This window comes from Embleya sp. NPDC005575, from assembly GCF_040605455.1.
Taxonomy (GTDB): domain Bacteria; phylum Actinomycetota; class Actinomycetes; order Streptomycetales; family Streptomycetaceae; genus Embleya.
In genome coordinates this window covers 1-18,286 of record NZ_JBEXCV010000165.1, presented here as the reverse complement: position 1 = coordinate 18,286, position 18,286 = coordinate 1, and the positions used below count along the sequence as shown (strand labels likewise).

Sequence of the window (18,286 nt, the reverse complement as noted above, 5' to 3'; positions counted from 1 at the left end):
CCAGCCGACCAGGATCGAGGTCGCGGCCAGCAGCAGCAGCGCCGCGATGAGCACGGTCAGCAGTTGACTCATCGTCACGTCCTGGCCGGCGTCGGTGACCCGCCGGATCGCGTCCGCGGGGATTGTGGTGGTCTGGGCCTGCGTACCCGGTAGCGGCTCTGCGGGCTGGGCCCGGCCCACGTACAGCGGGCCGCAGCCGTTGTATGGGTATGCGAACGACGTATCCGTCGCCAGCGTCTTCGCCAGCGCGATCGGCAACCGCTGGGACAGCCGCTGGTCGACGAACCAGTACACGATGCCCAGCAGCACCGTGCCGACCACGAGTGACATGCCGCCGTACATCAGCGCGAGTCGGGCCCGCGCCGACGGCCGGCGAAACAGCGCCCGGGAGAGCAGCCGCACGTCTGCGACCGGGCCGCTCGTCCGGGATCCTCTCGCGCCGCTTCCACCGCGTCTGCGCAGTCTGCTCATATCACGTATCCCGAGCCCGGCACGGTCCGGATGACCTGCGGGTCGCCGAGCTTGGCGCGCAGCTTGGACATGGTCACCCGCACGGTGTTGGAGAACGGGTCGATGTTCTCGTCCCACACGCGCTCCAGCAATTCCTCGGCGCTGACCACCGCGCCGTCGGCCGCCATCAGCGTCGCGAGCACTGCGAACTCCTTGTGTGCGAGCCGGATGTACTCGCCGTTCCGGGTGACCTGACGTCGGGCGCTGTCCAGCACGATGCCGTGCTTCTCCAGCACCGGCGGTACGGCCGGCGTGGCCCGCCGACCCAGGGCCTGCACGCGGGCCAGCAGTTCGGCGAACTCGAACGGCTTGGGCAGATAGTCGTCCGCGCCCAGGCGCAGCCCCGCGACCCGCTCGGTGACCGTTCCGGCGGCGGTCAGCATCAGGATCCGGGTACGCATGCGACCGGCCACGACGGCCTGGCAGACGTCGTCGCCATGCGTGCCGGGCAGGTCACGGTCCAGGATCAGTACGTCGTAGTCGTTGACCGCGAGCCGCTCCAGCGCGCTGTCGCCGTCGTACGCGACGTCCACGGCGATCGCCGCCCGGCGCAGCCCTCGGGCGACCAGGTCGGCCAGCAATTCCTCATCCTCGGTCACCAGGACTCGCAAGGTCTCGTCGCTCCGCTTCGGTCCAGGGGAAGGGTGGGGAAGGCGTGGGGGGTTGGGCGGGGAAGGCGTGGGGGCGAAAGGCGAATGGTCCGGGTTTGCAGACTTCGAACCAACCCCACCGGTTATACGCGACCCCGTGTTAGCTCCGGATAACCAATTCGGGAGACGGCCCGGTAACCCGCCGCCGCGTAGACCTGTCGTCGCGCCCCTCGCCGTCAGGGCGAGGGGCGACCACACGACCGACGGTACGACTACAGGCGGGAGCGGCAGTGATGACGAGGTTCGGGCGCACGAAATCGGGGCGGCCCTTGGCGCTGAGGTTGGCGGTCGGGGTGGTTCTGGCGAGTGGCCTCGCCTTGGCCACGGCCGGTTGCGGCGACGACGGCGGCTCGACGAAGAGCAAGGTGGCCTCGGGCGGCGGCAGCGGCGGCGCGAAGGCCGAGAGCAGCGGCGGCGGTTCCGGTTCGGGCAAGAGTGACGATGCCGAGCGCCGTGACCAGATGGTCAAGTTCGCGGGTTGTATGCGTGAGCACGGGGTCGACATGCCGGACCCGGAGCCCGGCGAGGGCGGTGCGATGCGGATGGGGGCGATGGCCGCGGACGAGGGGTCGTCGCAGACCGAGGCCGCGATGAAGGCGTGCGAGAAGTTTCAGCCGAAGAGCGACTTCGACCCGAACGACCCCAAGTTCAAGGAGTGGCAGGCCAAGCACACGGACTGCCTGCGCGAGAACGGTGTGAACGTGGGCGACGGCGGCGCAGGCGGCGCGGCGGTCACTCTCGACATGAACGACGAGAAGGCGATGAAGGCGATGGAGCTGTGCAACAAGAAGGTTCCGCCGCTGACCAAGAAGAAGTAGGGGCGGGCTCGTGGTTTCGATCGACACCCCACCGCAATACGAGTACGACGAGGAGCCCGCGCCGCCTCCGGCCGAACCGGACCGTACGGCGTACCCGCGCGAGCGTCGGCGGCGCCGGCGCCGCCGGGCCCTGGCCGCCGCTCTGGTGCTGGCCTCGGCGGGCGGTGCGGCGGCCGTACTGCTCTCCGATGGCGGCGACGGCTCCGGTTCTTCCGCGAATCGCACGAAGCTGGACGCCGTCCCGGTGACCCGGGCGGACCTGGTCGACCGGCAGAACGTGGACGGCAAGCTCGGATACGCGGGCAACTACTCCGTGAACGCGGCTGCGCCGGGCCCGGACAAGGAGACCCCGCCGGCGGGCGACGGCGCGAACAAACCGCAGGCCGGCGGCACTCCGGGGCCGAGCCGGAGCCCGGGCGGCGGGTCCGCACCGGGCGCCGCAGGTTCGGGCGGGAGCCAGGGTGGTTCGCCGCCGGACGCCGGGAACAACGCGGGTCCCGGGACCATCACATGGCTCCCGGGCGTGGGCGACAGGCTGTCGCGCGGTGATCGCGTGTACGGCCGTGACGGGACGAAGGTGCCGCTGTTCTACGGTGAGACGCCGTTCTGGCGGGCGCTGTACGTCGGAGTGGAAAAGGGCGTGGACGTACGCGAGTTGGAACAGAATCTGCAGGCCCTGGGCTACGGCGGGTTCACTGTGGACGAGAAGTTCACCGACACGACCGCCGCCGCGGTGAAGAAGTGGCAGAAGGACATGGGCCACAGGCAGACCGGCCGGTTCGATGCCGGCGACGCGGTCGTGCTGCCCGACTCGGTAAGGGTCGGCGAAGTCACCGCGGTCCTCGGCTCGACCTCGCAGGGGCCGCTGCTCAAGGCGAGCGGCACCGGTCGTCGGGTCACCGTCAACCTGCCGGTCAACAAGCAGACGCTGGCGAGCACGGGCGCCAAGGTCCAGGTCAACCTGCCCGGCGGCAAGACCGCCGGCGGCACCGTCACCCGGGTCGGCACGGTGGCCAAGGAAGGCGAACCGACCCAGGGCCAGCCGCCCAGTGGGGACAAGGCCACCATCCCGGTCGACATCGCCCTGGACCAGCCCAAGGACGCGGGCACCCTGGACGGCGCGCCGGTCACCGTCGGCTTCACCGGCAAGGAGAAGAAGGGGGTGCTCACCGTCCCGGTCAACGCGCTCCTCGCGCTCACCGAGGGCGGCTACGGCGTCGAGGCGATCGAGGCGGACGGCGGCACCCGGCTGCTGAAGGTCAAACTCGGGATGTTCGCCAACGGCCGGGTCGAGGTGACCGGCGACGGCGTGACCGAGGGCCTGAAGGTCGGGGTGCCCAAGGCATGAGGAGGCATCGCAGAACGCCACGCGACACGGCCGAACCAGCGCCGCCCGATGTCGGCGGGACGGGTTCGACACCCGTGATCGAACTCGACGGTGTCGGCCGGTCCCACCCCGGCGGCGTGCGCGCGCTGATCGACGCGAACCTGACCGTCGAGGCGGGCGAACTCCTCGCGGTGGTCGGCCCGTCCGGGTCCGGGAAGTCGACCATGCTCCAACTGATGGGCACCCTGGATCGGCCGACCGAGGGGGTGGTGCGGCTGCTCGGACACGACATCGCCGGCCTGAAGGACCGTCAACTCTCCGGCGTGCGGGCGAACTGGATCGGATTCGTGTTCCAACAGTTCTTCCTCACCGAACACTTCACCGCCGTGGACAACGTGGCCAACGGCCTCTACTACCACGGCATCCCGGTACGCGAACGGCGTGAACGCGCGGCCGACGCGCTGGCCCGGGTCGGCCTGGGCGGTCGGCTCGACCACGTCCCGCGCGAACTCTCCGGCGGCGAGCGCCAACGGGTCGCGATCGCCCGCGCGCTGGTCGCCAAACCCGCGCTCGTACTGGCCGACGAGCCGACCGGAGCACTGGATTCGCGCTCCGGGGCGACGGTGATGCGACTGCTGCATGAACTGCACGCGGACGGAACCACCATCGTGGTGATCACACACGACCCCGGAATCGCCCGGTCGCTGCCGCGCCGGGTGGAGATCCTGGACGGCCGCATCCACGCGGACAGCGGTGCGTCCAGTGCGCTACCGGCGGGGGTGCCCGGATGACGGCAACGGATCAGGACAGCCTTGCCGCCGCCCGGCCGACGCCGGTGCCGCTGCCGGACACCGCGCGCCTGGGCCCGGCCGACGTGGTGCGGGTCGGCCTGCTCGGGGTCCGCGGCCGGCCGATGCGCGCGATCCTGTCCGGCCTGGGCATCGCGATCGGCATCGCCGCGATGGTCGCGGTGCTGGGCATCGGCACGGCCAGCCAGGCCCGGCTGATGGAGCAGATCCGGAGCCTGGGCACGAACATGCTCTCGGTCGGACCCGGCGACTCGATGTTCGGCGGCAAGGTGCCACTGCCCGAGGACGCGGTGGACATGGTCCGCCGGATCGGCCCGGTGACCTCGGCCAGCGCCACCGCTCAACTGGACGGCCGCAGCGTACGGCGCACCGATCAGATCGATCCGCGGGTGACCAAGGGCATCACCGTCGCGGCGACCCGCGAGGACCTGTTGGGCACGATCGGCGGCCGGGTGGACAAGGGCCAGTGGTTCAACGCGGCCAACTCGCGCTATCCGACGGTCGTGCTCGGCGCGCGGGCGGCGGAACTGCTCGGGGTCGACGGGCCGAATCGGCAGGTGTGGATCGGGGAGCGGTGGTTCACCGTGATCGGCATCCTGGCCCCGGTGCCGCTGGCACCCGAGGTGGACCACTCCGCACTCGTCGGCTGGTCAGCGGCACGGGACCTGCTCGGCTTCGACGGACACCCGACCAGGATCTACGAACGCTCCGACGAGAACGCGGTGAACGACGTGCGCAATGTCCTCGCCGCGACCGCCAATCCGGCCGACCCCGCCGGGGTCAAGGTCAGCCGACCCTCCGACGCGTTGGAGGCACAACTCGCCGCCAAGAACACCTTCACCGGACTGTTCGTCGGCCTGGGCGCGGTCGCGCTTCTGGTGGGCGGGGTCGGGGTCGCCAACACGATGGTCATCTCCGTGCTCGAACGCCGCCAAGAGATCGGCCTGCGCCGGGCCCTGGGCGCCGGACGCGGCCAGATCCGCCTCCAATTCCTCACCGAGGCGGTCACCCTCTCCGGCCTGGGCGGCGTGGCCGGCGTGGTGCTCGGGCTGATCGTGACCAGCGGGTACGCCCATGCCCAGGGCTGGCCCCTGGTGCTGCCGTGGCCGGCCATCCTGGGCGGCGTCGCGGCATCGGTCGCCATCGGCGCACTCGCCGGCCTCTACCCGGCCGGCCGAGCGGCACGGCTGCCACCGACCGAGGCACTCAGCTCCGGCTGAGGACGCACGGCAGGGATCGGTCGGGGCAACCGGGGTGAGAGGGCCGGGTCCGCAGGTTGTTTGTGGGGAACCTGGGCAAAACCTGGGCACCGACTGGGCAAGATTTGACACTGATTCGGTTTCCGCCCGGTGTCGACTCGGCCCGAGTCCGGATTGATTCGCCTCGCGTGCGGCTCGAACCGGTCCGTTTCGATCCTGTTCGGTGGCGTTCGGTGCCGGCTCGATTCGGTACGACCGCCTACCGCCCTCGGCCCGAGGCGTCGATCCCTCGGCTGGGCCGCCCGCTCGTGGATTCACCATCCGCGATCGGGCGGCTTCGCTGCGTCCGACGTTCGGTTGCCCGCCGCGCACCACGTATTTCCGGCCAATCGGCGTCCGGCGTGGTCGAGTCGAGCCGGCATCCGCGCCACGCGATCGGCATCGGTGCAGGTCGGTGTGTGAGGGGAGGCGCTTCGTACGACCAGATGATGACGCGGACATGGTGAAGTCATCGATTGGGTTGACGATGGTCGGCGCCCGCAGTCGGTAATCTTTGGGGCGGAATGCGGTTCACCACCCCCGCATCGCCCGGCCGACCGGAACATGTCGCAACCGCGGAGCGTCCGCCCAGCGTCAATTCACCGACCGGTGTGTCGTGTCCTCGTTTTACGATGGCGCAGCTGAGGGCAGGGCGTGGTGAATCCCACATCGCCACCGGCCGGGTCCGTGGCCGTCGGACTCGACGAGTCGTTGGGGGTTGATCAGCAGTGTTGCGCGTTCTCGACGATTGCCGGGACGACGGCGACGGCATCGTCGGTGGATCGGCCCCGACCGGCACGCTCACGCGGGCCTGGGTGCCGGACGCAGCCCAGGCCGGGACGGCTCACGCTGTGCACGCTCCGGACGGCGACAACGCGAAGGCCGCACGACGCGACTGGCGTGGCCGGTTGTGGTCCGCCCCCTGGCACCTGCTGCTCTTCCTGTGGCGGACCCTGTGCGGCGAGTGGCGCGGCATCGTCGCGAACCCCGTTCGCCAACTGTGGCGCAGCCGCGGCAAGGGGCTCGCGCTCGCGGTCGTGGCCAGCTCCGCAGTGATCTTCTTCCACGCGATCGGGCAGACCCCGGCCGGCAAGACCGTGGTCCGCCTCGTCGGTGGCGTCAGCGCCGACCTGCCGCTGTGGCTCGCGCTGCTCCGGACCCCGGTGTCGCTGTTCGTGCCCGCATTGAACCTGCCGGTCTGGGCGGGCATCACGCAGTTGTTCCTCGCGTTCGCCATCGCCCAGCTGTCGCTGGGCGCGGGCCGCACGCTCGTGGTCGCCTATGTGACCACCCTCGCGGGCACGATGGCCGCCCGGATCATGATCGCGATCGGCCCGGACCACACACTCGGCCTGCCCTCGTCGGCCGCGCATGTGCTGGACACGGGTCCGTCGGCGGCGGTGGTGGGCCTGTTCACGTACCTCTCGATCATTCACCGCGCGCCCATACTCTTCACCATCACCGGCGGCTCGATGGTCCTGGAATCGATCATCCTGCCCAACCTGGCCGGTCGCGAACACCTGATCGCGGTGGGCGCGGCGATCGTGCTGGGCCTGCTTGCCGAACGTACTCGGCCGGGGTGGTTGGCCTGGACCGACGCTCCTCGGGCGCGACTCGGGGCGTTGACCGCCGTGCCGCGGGCGCGGGTGCGGGCGCTGGGCGCGATGCCGGGTGAGTGGGCGCGGGGGTTGCGGGGTGCGCGGCGCGGGTCGGAGGCGGTACCGACGAGCGGTGCGGGCGAGTTCGACGCCCCGGCGACGGAGGCCGACACCGAGGTCGTTCGTGGGCGGGCACGCGAGAACGCCTGATTCGGCGGATGGCGCCACCCGTTGCGACGGGCGCGAAGGCCGAGGCCTCACGAGCCCGACGCGGCCCACCTTGATTCCGCAGCCCACCACATCAACGCCCAAGCCGGGCTCACCGCCCCGGCCGCGCCCGCGCATCGGCACCCGACCCGGTCACGGCCCTCGATGCGACTCCCCCGACGGCGACCCGCCCCAGGCGCGTCAGCGCCCACGGCCTCGGCCCACCCCGGTGATCGACGCGCGCAGCGCGGAGAGCGGCGGAGCCGCAAGTGTGGGCCGGGTGACCCGGAGCGAAGCGGAGGGGCACACGGCTCCGAGCGAGGGGCCGCTTTTCTGCGGAGGAGCGAAGCGGGGAGCAGAGAAGCGGTGCCTCGCGAGCCGGCGACGAAGCGGCCCAACAAGCAGCGGTCTAGACCAATATTGCATGGCGTTCGGCGTGGTGGATACCTTCGGGGCACCGCGCCGGACGCTGTTCCGGGGTGTTCGAGGCACGTCGGGTCCACCACTTCGTGCTCCGCTTCGTCGCAGTCGGAGGTATCACCCCATGCCCGCTTCCCCCGTGCCCGGGTCGGTGATGGCCGGTGAGATCGCGGCCCAGCCCGAAGGGTTGGCTCGGATCCTGACCGAGGGGCTCGACCCGATCCGTGCCGTCGCCGCGGAAATCCGGGCGCGAGACCCGAGGTTCGTGCTGTTCACCGGGCGGGGGACCTCGGACAACGCCGGGCTGTACGCGCGCTACCTCACCGAGGTACTGCTCGGTCTGCCCGCCGGCCTCACCTCGATGTCCACCACGACCGCCTACCGCGCCCGGCAACGCCTGGCCGGCTGCCTGGTGGTAACGGTGAGTCAGTCCGGCGGTTCACCGGACCTGATCGCCTCGGCCCGACAGGCCCGCGCGGACGGGGCACTCACCCTTGCGGTGACCAACAACGCCGATTCCGTGTTGGCCCGCGAGTCCGATCTGCACCTGGACGTGCTCGCCGGTCCCGAGCTCGCGCTGCCCGCGACCAAGACCTACACCGCCGAGCTGCTCACCCTGTTCCTGCTGGTGGACCACCTCCGGGGCGGTACCGGCGAAGCCGCCCGCACGCTGCCCGAGGCGGCGCGCGCGATCCTGGATCGGCAGGCCGAGATCGAGGCGCCCGCCGAGCGCTACCGGTTCGCCGACCGGCTCGTGGTCACCGCGCGCGGCTACGGGTATCCGACCGCACGCGAGGCGGCGCTGAAGATCATGGAAACCAGCTATATCGGTGCCCAGGCGTTCTCCGGCGCGGACCTGATGCACGGCCCGCTCGCGATCGTCGACCGGGCCTGGCCGGTGCTCGCGGTGGCGCCGGACGGCGCGGGCGGGCAGGCGCTGCGTCCGGTGCTCGACCGGCTGCGCGAACGAGGCGCGGACCTGTACGTGATCGGGTCCGCCGAGGCGGTGGCCGAATACGGCCGGGGCTTCGTGCTGCCGACCGGGCACGCCGAGGAGGTGTCGCCGATCCTGGAGATCCTGCCGCTGCAACTGCTCGCGCGCGAGGTCGCGTTGGGACGCGGCTGCGACCCGGACGCGCCTCGGGCACTCGCGAAGGTCACCGAGACGCGGTAGCGCGGGCCCTCGCGGGCCGGGCCGCTCCGGGCCGCTGCCGGCCCCGCCCTGGTCCACGCGATCCGGTTCACGCGCGCCGGGTCAGGCAGTCTGATTCAGCCCGATGGATGCCTCGCGGGCGTCGAGGAGTTTGTCCCAGTTCGCCGCCATCCACGCGCATGCGGCGTCCATCGGGACCAGCATGCTGCGACCCAGCGGGGTGAGGTCGTAGGTCACCCGGCGGACCGGGGTGTCGTGCGCGGTGCGGCTGATCAGGCCGTCGCGTTCGAGCGTGCGCAGCGACTGGGTGAGCACCTTGGCGGTGACGTCGTGCATCGGCACCCGAAGTTCGGAGAAGCGCCGAGGACCACCCTCCAGGCAGCGGATGATCATCCCGGCCCACTTGTCGCCGAAACGGATCGGGGACAGGTTCGACGGGCAGACCGGATCGAACATGTCCGCGCGCAGGGGTTCTCCGATGGCCTCGCTCATGGGCCCACCGTAGCCGGTATCCGGAAGGTAACCACCGCCCTGGGTAGCGTGCGTGCTGGTGGTCGGGGCAAAGGCCCGACCCGGACGAGCGGGGTGGATCGATGAGCGACATCATCGTTTTCGGCGCAGGTGGTCGGACCGGACGCACGGCCGTCGCGGAGGCGCTGCGGCGGGGGCATCGGGTCACCGCGGTGGTGCGCGACCCGGCGAAGTACCCGGATCTGGCCGGCCCGGACGTGCGGGTACGGGCGGGCGACGTGACCGACGCGGATGCGGTGGCCCAACTCGCGGCGGGGCACGACGCGGCGATCGCGGCGGTGTTCGACCCGGCCGCGCCGGTCGGGGACTTCTTCGTGTGGGCGGTGCGGGCGCTGCTGGACGGGCTGGCCCGGGCGGGTGTCGGGCGGCTGGTGTGGGTGGGCCTGGCCTCGGTGCTGCCTGTGGAGTCCGGCGAGTTGTTGATGGATACGCCGGGCTACCCGCAGGAGTACCGGGCGTTCTTCCTCGCGCATGCCGAGGGCAACGCGGCGCTGCGCGCGGCTGGGCTGCCGGGTGCCTCGGACGTCGGGGACGCCTCGGGTGTCGTGCCGGAGTGGGTCGTGGTGAGCCCCGCCGGCGACTTCGACCACGAGGGCGTCCGTACCGGTTACTACCGCGCGGCACCCGCCGACGCGGAAAGCCGGGTGTCCTACCCGGACTTCGCGATCGCGCTGCTGGACGAGATCGACGCGCCGAAGCTGCGTGGGGTGCATGTCGGGATCGAGGACGGGCGATGACCGCGAGGTCTCGGACCATCCCGATCCGTGGGTGGCCGAGCACATCGAACACTTCCTCGCCACGGACGGGCGGCCTCGGGAAGGCATCGACGACCTGCTGTTGACCACGCGTGGGCGGCGCTCGGGACGGCGGCCGGACCCCCGTCCTGACCGAGCGACGCGCGAAAAGGGGCCGCTATGCCCTGGCCGAGCCCGTGTGCTCGACCGCGAACAGGCGGTGTTCGACCCGGTCGAGGGCCACCCGTACGGCGCCGAGGGCCACGCCGTCGGCGCCCAGTGCGGACAGTTCGACGCGCGGCATCCGCAGGCACAACCGGCGCAGCTCGGTGGTCAGCGGCGGGACCGCGTCCGCGAGGCCGGCCGCCCAGCCGCCGATCACCACGATCTCCGGGTCCAGCGCCAGCACCAGCGCGGTGACGTCGTGGATCAGTCGCTGGACGAACCGGTCCACCGCCTCGGTCGCGGTCCGGTCGCCCTCGGCCGCGTGCCGGAACACCTCGCCGACGGCCGCCTCGTCCAGCGGCGGCAGCGGCGTGCCGGTGGTGGACAGCAGATTCTCCGGAGTGACCTGGCGGCCCAGCAGGTGCAGCGCGCCGATCTCGCCGGCGGCGCCGCCGAAGCCGCGGTGCAGGCGGCCGTTGATGAACGAGCCGGCGCCCGGGCTGAGGCCGGCCATCACGTAGACGATGTCGTCGGAACCGACCGCGACGCCCTTCCAGCGTTCGCCGATCGCGGCCAGGTTGGCGTCGTTCTCGACCTGGACCGGACAGCTGAACGAGCGGCCGAGTCGGCCGCCGAGGTCCAGGCCGGTCCAGCCCGGCATCGCCGAGGAGAGCGTGACCACGCCTTCGGTATCCACTATCCCGGGCGTGCCCACGCCCACACCCCACAGCGAACCCCGGGAGACCTGGGCCCGGCGCAGGGTCTCGCTGACCAGGCTGCGCACCCGCTCCAGGCGTTCCTCGGTCTCGCAGTCCTCCTCCACGGTGCGTGCGGCCCGGCCGACGATCGTGCCGGCGAGGTCCGCGAGCACGACCCGGACATGGTGCACGCCGACGTCGATGCCGAGCAGGTGACCGGCCTCGGCGTGGAAGCGGAAGCGTCGGGCCGGCCGACCGCGCGGACGACTGCCGTCCTCGCTCTCGGCGGTGGCGGTCTCCACGACCAGGCCCTCGGCGAGCAGACCGTCGACGACACCCTCGACGGTGGGGCGGGACAGACCGGTGGCCTCCATGAGCGCGGTCACGGTCGACACCTGGCCACCGCGCAACGCGCGCAGGGTCGCTGCGGAGTTGATCCGCCGGACCACGGAGGAGTCTCCGCCGGTCGCCTGTGCCACAGCTCTTGTCCTCTCATCGCGCCGGCGCGCGGTACGTGCGTCCGGGCCGTCGCGCCCGTCGTCGCTCAGGCGCGGATGGTACCCAGGTTTCGCGTCGAATCAGGACGCGGGCCGCAACGCGGTCGGCCCCGCCTCGGCGAACGCCAGCCGGCAGGTGTCCGCGCGGTAGGTCGCCACGGTGACCGCGGCGGTCCGGCCGAGCGCGGTGTACGTCGTCGTCACGATCAGCACGGCCGTACCCGGCGGACGCTCCAGGTAGCGCGCCTCCTCGGCCTCGGCCACGCCCAGTTCGACTGCGCGGTGCCGGCCCTCCAGGCGGTGCCCGCGCAGTTGGCGCAGCATCAGCGAGGCGCGCTCGAAGCCCGGGACGCGGGTGGACAGCGAGGGCACGACGGCGCGGGAGACGTACAGGCATTCCAGGCCGACCACCTGGCGCATGGAGAACTGCCGGCGGCGCAGCCGGTGCACCAGGGCCGAGGGGCGGCCCTTGAGGGTGTCCGCGAAGTGGTCGGTCACCGACATGGTGGCGCAGTCGATCACCTCGCGGTCGCGCAGGTCCACGCCGGGCCAGCCCTCGCCGTCGGCGCTGAGCGAGACGTCCACGCGCGGTCCGGCGACCGTAGTGCCGGCGCCGCGCTTGCGGACCAGGCGGCCTTCGAGTTCGAGCTGTTCGAGGGCGTGCCGGAGGGTGGCCCGGGCGACGCCGAAGCGGGCCGCGAGGTCGCGCTCGTTGGGCAGGATGTCGCCGGAGCTGAAGTCCTCTTCGATCGCCTTCAGCAGCGAGGTGCGCAGTTGCCAGTACTTGGGCTCGCCGAGGACCGCCTCGTCCGGCAATGTCGCCATGTTGCCCACGGACGCCCCCTCGGCTGACCGACGCCTGCGCGGCGCGGACTTATTGCATGCTCGGTTTACTAAAGACGGTTGAATATAACCGCGTCCGACTGCGAAAGGTCCAGACCAAGTCGGTCCAAGTTGCCGGTGACCTGGCTCACATCACCGCGCCCGGACCGGAGGCGCCTAAGCTGACCTGCGCGAATGGTTCACCGCCCCGGCCGGGGGCGCGTGTCGCAAGAGGGAATCCGGTGTGAGCCCGGAACTGCCCCGCAGCGGTGAGTGGGAACGAGAGCCGTCATCACGCACTGGACGCCGAGCACGGTGTCCGGGAAGCGACGGCCGGTAGGTGTCGGTGCCCGGACGGGCCGGCGTGCCCACGAGTCCGAAGACCTGCCTTCGCCCGTGCGCGGCCCGTCCGTGCGCGGCCCACCGGAGCCTCGCGGGAGGGTCGGTCGCGTGTTCGTGGCCGGCGCCGCCGCGTCGTCCCGGTCGGGACCCCGGATCGAACTCGCGAAGGAGAGTTCCCATGACCCGCTCGGACCGCTCGGACCGCTCGCAGCGTGCCGCTCGTCGTGATCGCGCGGCGCAATCCGCCACGCGGTCCGCCGACTCGGCCGCGTGCACGATCACCGTGTGCCGGGGCTGCTGTTGCGGCACGGCCAAGATCGCGGGTGCCGATCACGCGGGCCAATTGGCGGCGTTGGGCGCGGCGCTGACCGGCACTCGGGTCGCGGTCCGGCTCGGCGACTGTCTGGGCCCGTGCGAGCGCGGCAATGTGATCGTGGTGCAGCCCTCGCCGACGGGCCGTGCGGCGGGCGGCCGGCCGACCTGGTTCGGGACGGTCAACGACCGGGAAGCGACCGGCGAGATAGCGGCGTGGGCGGCGGCGGGCGGCCCGGGGGTCGCGGATGCCCCGGGGCTGTTGGACCTGTACGAATTCACACCGAACCGCAAGGCCAGGCAGGGGTTGGAATCCTGACGAGGGCTCATGCCGGGAGCCTGCCCGACCGCGAAGTCTCCGTTCGGTTCGCGGGCGCCACACCGCCCACCACCACGACGCCGCCGACGACACCGCCGACCACCGTCCCGCCGAGCACGTGCACCACGACGGCGTGGGACCGCGCCGCGATCTACGTCGCGAACAACACCGTGTCGCACAAGGGTCACCCGTGGAAAGCGAAGTGGTGGACCCAGGGCGAGGAGCCGGGTACGACCGGCCAATGGGGCGTCTGGCAGGACCTGGGCGCCTGCTGACCGGACCGCAGCGGGACCGGTACCCGGTGAGCGGGACCGCCGGAATCCCGGACCACCGGCGCGTGTCGACCCCCACCGCCGAATACTCGCTCGTGCCGATTCGGCGGCCTGCCTAGGATCGAGCGATGACGACTTCCGACCATGCCGCCGTGACGGACGCCGTGACGGACGCCGTGCGCCGGGGCGACGTGGACCGGCTCTCCGCCTACTTCGACGGGACGACGCCCTGCCCGGTCGCGGTGCTGCGGCAGTTGATCGGACATCCGGACCCGGCGCCGCGCCACCTCGGAGTCGTATTGCTCCGGGAACGCGCCGGGCGGCCCGATCAGGGCTCGACCGCGGAGTCGGCGAGCCTGCTGTCCGAAGTGCCGGCAGGGCCGGCCGAGACGGCGGCGGTACTGGCCGAGGCGTACGCGCGACTGCGCGTCCCGGTGCCGGAATGGCGGTCGGCGGCCTGGCCGGCCAAGGTTCGGATCGCCTGGTTGCGAGCCGAGATCATCGGCCGACCCGAGGCGACCGTGCGGGCCGAACCGTCGGGCGAGGAGCTGTACCGGGCGGTCGGCTCGATCGACGCCGACGCGCCGGCCGACCTCGACGACTACCTGCGCGGGCTGGTCGCCCGGCCCGATCCGGTGCTGCGCGCGGGGGCGCTGCGGGTACTGCGCGAGGGGGTGTACGGCGCGCTGCTGGGGCCCGAGCAGGCGCGCGGCCGGTTGGTCGAGCTGCTGGAGCCGGCCGGCGGGGCGCGGGTGGTCGCGGGAGCGCTGGCCCAGTTGGCCGAACCGTGGGCCGCCGGGGACGCGCCGGCGGGCCTGGAGTCGGCGCTGCGGCGGCTGGTGACGGAGTACCCCGAGGCCGTGGAGACCGCGGCCCGGTTCGGCCTCTCCGGGCTGCTGCGCGAGATCGCGGCGGATCCGCGATTGCCGGGGAGTCGGCGGCGGCGCGCCCTGGAACTGGTCGGGGAGTTCGCCGAACGCGGCGATACGGCCGCACTGTCGGCGCTTGCGCGCATGGACCCGCTGCTGTTCGCCGTGCCGTTCGTCGCCTGTCTGCGGGCAATGCATCGACGCGGTCACTTCGTCCGGCCCGACGACGTGCCGGCGGTGATCGAGATGGCGCTCGCGGACTACCGCGTGTCCGCCGCGGACTTCGCGATCGTGTTGTTCACCGTGCGGCACGAGGTTGTGCGGGTCCTGACGGCCGTTTCGGAGGACGATCCGCACTGGCCTCGATGCCTGGACCTGCTGCACGCGGCGGCCGCCCAGGGGGCAGCCGACCTGCCGGTCGTCGAGGTGCTCACCGCGCGACTGGCCGCCTCGGAGCGGCCCGAGCCGATCCTGTCCGTCCTGCGCGAACTGCGCCACCGGGACGCGGACGGCGCGGAGGGCGCGGTGCTCGCCGCCCTGCCCAGGGCTCCTCGGGCGGCGCTGGGCACACTGGAGGTGATGGGTGGTCCGCGCACGGTCGCGGCCCTGCGCGTGGGGCTGGGCATGGACGATCCCGACGGCGTGGTCGTGCCACACCTGCGGGCGGTGGCGGACCGGGCCCTGGAACTCGTCTGGCACCTCACCGACGATCCGGACGCCCGCCGGGAGTTGCGGGCCCGGCTCGACCGCCGGGAGCTGCCGAAACGGATCGCGAGCGATCTCGGTATCCCCGATCCGGACGAACTCGCCCTGCTCACTGCGGATCTCGACGCGGACCGGCCGGTCGACGCACTGTGCCGGCTGGCCCGCAACGGCGATGCGCGCAGCATTCCCGTGCTCGCGGACCTGCTGCTGCGGTCGGTCGGTGACCTCGTGGCGAACCGGGGCGAGGAGACCACCGAACCGGTCGTGCCGGACGAGGTGATCGAGGCCGTCGGTGACCTCGGTGAACGGCTGCACCGACGCGGCGCGTTGCGCCCGGTGTGCCTGCCGACCGCGTCCGACCCGAAGGCGGCACGCGAGGCCCTGCTCACCGACATCACACTCGATCTGCTGGACCGCGTGGGAATCACCGCCGCCGAAACAGCCGTCCTGCTCGAACTCCTGCTCCGCACCCGAGCCTTGGGCGTCAAGCAGCGGATCCACCGGCTGATCCGACACCGCGATCCGCACGTGCGCAAGCACGCCATCGCGCTGTTGGCGCGCGACCCGGACCCGGACGCGGCGCGGTCGTTGTCCGCGAGCCTGATCCCGCTCACCTCGGCCGCCGACCCGCAGACGGTGCGACAGGCCCTGCACGCGCTCGGCCGGGCGCGGGCCCATTGGGCCGGCGGCGCGATCGCGGCATGCCTGGAGCACCCGGTGATGAACATCCGCAAAACGGCGGCGCGGGCGCTGCTCGACGCGGGCACACCGGCCCAGGTCCCGGCGCTGCTCGGCCTGCTCGGCCGGCACGACAACCCGGGTCTGCGCGAGTCGCTGAAAGCCGCGCTTCGCACCATCCTGGGCAGGGGGTACGCCGCGTGTGTGCTGTCCGCGGCGGAGCGGGTGACGGACGCGTGCGAACGCGGTCTGCTTCTCGGTGCCCTGGACGGCGAGTTGTCCTCGCGGGCCGTGGCAGCCCTGGTCCGACGCGACTCGCCGCTCGTCCGGCCGCTGCTTACCGCTCTCGCGTGTGGCGACCTGGACCTGGGCTCCGGCGAGACGACGGAGCTGGTTGCGGAGTTCACGGCGTACGACATCGCGATGGCGCCGGCGCCGGCGTCGCAGGAGGACGCCGAGGTCCGGGCCGACCTGATCACGCTCGACCGGCAGCGCCCCGGCTACGACGCGCGGGCCGTACTGCGCTTGGCCGGTCGGCCTGGACAGCCGAGCGCCGCGCAACGCAAGGCCATGCGCGCGGCGTTGCCGCAACTGCTCGCGGTCGCCCACGATCGGCCCGTGGATCGGGCGGCCGTACTGCGCCTGGTCGTGGATGTCTGCCCGGCGCCGTGGTCGCGCTCCGAGCGTGCCGTGTTCGCGGATGCCCACCACGTGCTCACGGCCGAACTCGGCGCCGTGGAAGGGGTGGAGAAGGTTCTCGAAGCGATCGCGGGTTCGCTGTCCGAGGTCGCCGCCTTCGTCGTCGCGGGTCGTGTGCGCGCGCTGCCCGCACAGTCCTTCGCGGGCGCACGGCCGTTGGCCGTGTTGCGGAACTGCGGAGCCGTACTCACCCGCGTCGACGTGGATCGGGCCCTGGTCGGAGCACAAGCGGGGCCGAACCCCTGGGAAGCCGAAGTCGCGCTGCTCCGGATGGTGTTCGCGTCGAAGGCCGCGGCGGGGTCGACGTCCGCGACGTCCGCGACCGCCACCCGGTCCACCGACGGGCCCGACGCGGCGGCGCCCTCCGCTTCGCCGCTCGACCCCGCCGCGGCAGGCCGTACCGCCGCTGCCCTGGTGGCATGGCAGTCCGCGCTCGGCGATGCGGTGGGCTCGCCCGGCGCGTTCACCGCTTTCCGCGCCGAGGCCGGCAATCCCGTCGACGTCGACTCCCGATCCCGCGTCGCCGCGCTGATCGACGCCTTTCCGACCGCCGATCCGCACACCCGGGAACTTCTGCTCGACTGGCTGACGGAGCTTCAACCGATCGACGCACCGCCGTGGACCCTGGCCGAGCAGGCCGCCCGCACGGCTGCGCCCACCCGCCTTCCGGAGGCGGCCGACCTGGACCAACCACGCTCGACCGCACAACGCGAGCGCCTGCTCGCACTGCTCACCGCGACCGAACGGGCCCGGCGTACCGCCGCGGCCCGGATGCTGAGCGGGTGGGACGAGCCGGAGGTACGGCGGCTGGTCCTCGACGCCCATCTGCGCGGCATGCTCGACCTGCCGCGCCAGGTTCAACTTGCCCGCGGCCTGCTGTGGATCGCCGACTTCGACGGCTACGACGAGGCCGGGCGCGAACGCGCGGCGCGTCTTTGCGCAATGTTGCGGGCGGAGGAACTGGAACGCATGGCGCCGCACCTGATCTCGTGGTGGGAGAACGGCACACCGGCGACCAGGGCCCAGGTGTTCGCCGCCACCCGAGGACTCTCCGGCGACGCCCTCGCCGAGGCGCTGCGCACCCGGCTGGAGGAGGGGCGCTGGGGCTGCCTCGACCTGTTGCTCGATCGGTCGATGCGGCGCACTCCGGAACTGACCGAGGTGGTGCGCCGGTTGCGGGTCGAGGGACGCGGCGCGCTCGCCGACCGGCTGACCCTGACCGACGGACTGCTCCTGCACGCCGATGCCATCGGCCGCAACGGCACGGCGCTGATCGCACTGCGCATGCGTTCGGTGCCCGTCGGCGCCGAACACCCCACGCGCGACGAACTGATCGCCATCGCCCGCGGCGATGCCCCCGAGCAGGCCCGCCGAGCCCTGTCCCGACTTGCCGACGAGCACGGCGGTAGCGCCGAAGTGCGGCAACTTGTAGTCGAGTTGCTGAGTCATCGGGATCCGAGGGTGCGGCTGCACGCCCATCGCATCTCGCGCCGCGTCCTGGAGCGTGCCGAATATCTGCGGCACACCGAGAAGCTGCTCGACGACGCGCGTCGGGACGTCGTCCGAGGGGCGATTCGCACCCTGTCCCGTGCCGGCTGGGAGCCCGCAGTCCCGACCTTGGTCACCCTGTTCGCAGACGCCGACCCGGTGCTTCGCGAGGCCGCCGCCGAGGGACTGGCCCGGATCGGCGTGCCCGCGCTGCCCACACTGCGCAAGGCGGCCGCGCACGCCCGCCCGGACCGCCGCGCCCGCTACATCGAACTCCGCGACCGGATCGAGGCCGCCCCGAGGTGACCTCCGTGGAGACGAGCCGGCAGCCCACGTCGATAGGGGGGGCCCCCCCCCGCCGGGGGCCCCCGGCTCGGTGGTGGTGGGGGTTGGGGGGGGGGGCGGGCCCCCGGTGGGGCCGCGCG

The 18,286-nt window shown here is 72.4% G+C and carries 13 protein-coding genes, 2 pseudogenes and 1 riboswitch; of the genes and pseudogenes, 10 read left to right on the top strand and 5 right to left on the bottom strand.

The features are described 5' to 3' along the window. A pseudogene (locus ABZS54_RS35745) lies at positions 1-402 on the bottom strand (hypothetical protein); the annotation flags it as partial. Positions 403-467: 65 nt separating this feature from the next. After that, a complete protein-coding gene (locus ABZS54_RS35740; RefSeq protein ID WP_355545840.1) occupies positions 468-1,121 on the bottom strand; it encodes a response regulator transcription factor in 654 nt (217 codons plus the stop codon). 332 nt (positions 1,122-1,453) lie between these two features. Here ABZS54_RS35740 and ABZS54_RS35735 point away from each other — a divergent pair, with 332 nt between their 5' ends. The 6 genes from ABZS54_RS35735 to ABZS54_RS35710 all read left to right on the top strand — a co-directional run bounded on the left by ABZS54_RS35735 (position 1,454) and on the right by ABZS54_RS35710 (position 8,751). Beyond that, positions 1,454-1,978 carry a hypothetical protein gene (locus tag ABZS54_RS35735; protein ID WP_355545838.1) on the top strand — a complete coding sequence of 175 codons (525 nt, stop codon included), beginning with the start codon at positions 1,454-1,456 and terminating at the stop codon, positions 1,976-1,978. A 10-nt stretch (positions 1,979-1,988) separates the two neighbouring features. Beyond that, positions 1,989-3,326 carry a peptidoglycan-binding protein gene (locus ABZS54_RS35730; RefSeq protein WP_355545836.1) on the top strand — a complete coding sequence of 446 codons (1,338 nt, stop codon included), beginning with the start codon at positions 1,989-1,991 and terminating at the stop codon, positions 3,324-3,326. Next, positions 3,323-4,096 carry an ABC transporter ATP-binding protein gene (locus ABZS54_RS35725; protein WP_355545834.1) on the top strand — a complete coding sequence of 258 codons (774 nt, stop codon included), beginning with the start codon at positions 3,323-3,325 and terminating at the stop codon, positions 4,094-4,096. The genes ABZS54_RS35730 and ABZS54_RS35725 overlap by 4 nt, the downstream gene beginning before the upstream one ends. Next, the gene (locus ABZS54_RS35720; protein ID WP_355545832.1) at positions 4,093-5,334 is read left to right on the top strand and encodes an ABC transporter permease; all 1,242 of its coding nucleotides are present in this window, start codon (positions 4,093-4,095) and stop codon (positions 5,332-5,334) included. The genes ABZS54_RS35725 and ABZS54_RS35720 overlap by 4 nt, the downstream gene beginning before the upstream one ends. Before the next feature lie 746 nt (positions 5,335-6,080). Continuing rightward, positions 6,081-7,160 carry a hypothetical protein gene (locus ABZS54_RS35715; RefSeq protein ID WP_355545830.1) on the top strand — a complete coding sequence of 360 codons (1,080 nt, stop codon included), beginning with the start codon at positions 6,081-6,083 and terminating at the stop codon, positions 7,158-7,160. Between the two features lie 541 nt (positions 7,161-7,701). Continuing rightward, positions 7,702-8,751, top strand: a complete 1,050-nt coding sequence (locus ABZS54_RS35710; protein ID WP_355545828.1) for an SIS domain-containing protein — start codon at positions 7,702-7,704, stop codon at positions 8,749-8,751. Positions 8,752-8,832: 81 nt separating this feature from the next. Here ABZS54_RS35710 and ABZS54_RS35705 read toward each other — a convergent pair whose 3' ends face one another. Continuing rightward, positions 8,833-9,222 carry a helix-turn-helix domain-containing protein gene (locus ABZS54_RS35705; protein ID WP_355545826.1) on the bottom strand — a complete coding sequence of 130 codons (390 nt, stop codon included), beginning with the start codon at positions 9,220-9,222 and terminating at the stop codon, positions 8,833-8,835. A gap of 101 nt (positions 9,223-9,323) precedes the next feature. Between ABZS54_RS35705 and ABZS54_RS35700 the strand changes: the two genes are divergently transcribed. After that, a complete protein-coding gene (locus ABZS54_RS35700; protein ID WP_355545824.1) occupies positions 9,324-9,998 on the top strand; it encodes an NAD(P)H-binding protein in 675 nt (224 codons plus the stop codon). Between the two features lie 175 nt (positions 9,999-10,173). Here ABZS54_RS35700 and ABZS54_RS35695 read toward each other — a convergent pair whose 3' ends face one another. Together ABZS54_RS35695 and ABZS54_RS35690 are read right to left on the bottom strand one after the other, a co-directional pair. Next, a complete protein-coding gene (locus ABZS54_RS35695) occupies positions 10,174-11,337 on the bottom strand; it encodes an ROK family protein (RefSeq protein ID WP_355545822.1) in 1,164 nt (387 codons plus the stop codon). Positions 11,338-11,436: 99 nt separating this feature from the next. Further along, entirely contained in the window at positions 11,437-12,180 is a 744-nt protein-coding gene (locus tag ABZS54_RS35690; protein WP_355545820.1) for a GntR family transcriptional regulator, read from the bottom strand. A gap of 226 nt (positions 12,181-12,406) precedes the next feature. After that, positions 12,407-12,563, top strand: a riboswitch (cobalamin riboswitch). Between the two features lie 134 nt (positions 12,564-12,697). Between ABZS54_RS35690 and ABZS54_RS35685 the strand changes: the two genes are divergently transcribed. The 3 genes and pseudogenes from ABZS54_RS35685 (at position 12,698) to ABZS54_RS35675 (ending at position 18,167) form a co-directional block, all read left to right on the top strand. Next, positions 12,698-13,150, top strand: coding sequence for a (2Fe-2S) ferredoxin domain-containing protein (locus ABZS54_RS35685; RefSeq protein ID WP_355545818.1), 453 nt, complete (start codon positions 12,698-12,700; stop codon positions 13,148-13,150). 32 nt (positions 13,151-13,182) lie between these two features. Further along, positions 13,183-13,425, top strand: a pseudogene (locus tag ABZS54_RS35680) (carbohydrate-binding protein); the annotation flags it as partial. 125 nt (positions 13,426-13,550) lie between these two features. Beyond that, positions 13,551-18,167 (top strand): HEAT repeat domain-containing protein, encoded by a 4,617-nt coding sequence (locus ABZS54_RS35675; RefSeq protein ID WP_355545816.1) that lies wholly within the window; start codon positions 13,551-13,553, stop codon positions 18,165-18,167. Positions 18,168-18,286 lie beyond the last annotated feature (119 nt).

Coding starts and splice junctions, on each gene's coding strand:
- ABZS54_RS35675 (WP_355545816.1), top strand. CDS start 13,551: ATGACGACTTCCGACCATGCCGCCGTGACGGACGCCGTGACGGACGCC.
- ABZS54_RS35710 (WP_355545828.1), top strand. CDS start 7,702: ATGCCCGCTTCCCCCGTGCCCGGGTCGGTGATGGCCGGTGAGATCGCG.
- ABZS54_RS35700 (WP_355545824.1), top strand. CDS start 9,324: ATGAGCGACATCATCGTTTTCGGCGCAGGTGGTCGGACCGGACGCACG.
- ABZS54_RS35690 (WP_355545820.1), bottom strand. CDS start 12,180: ATGGCGACATTGCCGGACGAGGCGGTCCTCGGCGAGCCCAAGTACTGG.
- ABZS54_RS35725 (WP_355545834.1), top strand. CDS start 3,323: ATGAGGAGGCATCGCAGAACGCCACGCGACACGGCCGAACCAGCGCCG.
- ABZS54_RS35705 (WP_355545826.1), bottom strand. CDS start 9,222: ATGAGCGAGGCCATCGGAGAACCCCTGCGCGCGGACATGTTCGATCCG.
- ABZS54_RS35720 (WP_355545832.1), top strand. CDS start 4,093: ATGACGGCAACGGATCAGGACAGCCTTGCCGCCGCCCGGCCGACGCCG.
- ABZS54_RS35685 (WP_355545818.1), top strand. CDS start 12,698: ATGACCCGCTCGGACCGCTCGGACCGCTCGCAGCGTGCCGCTCGTCGT.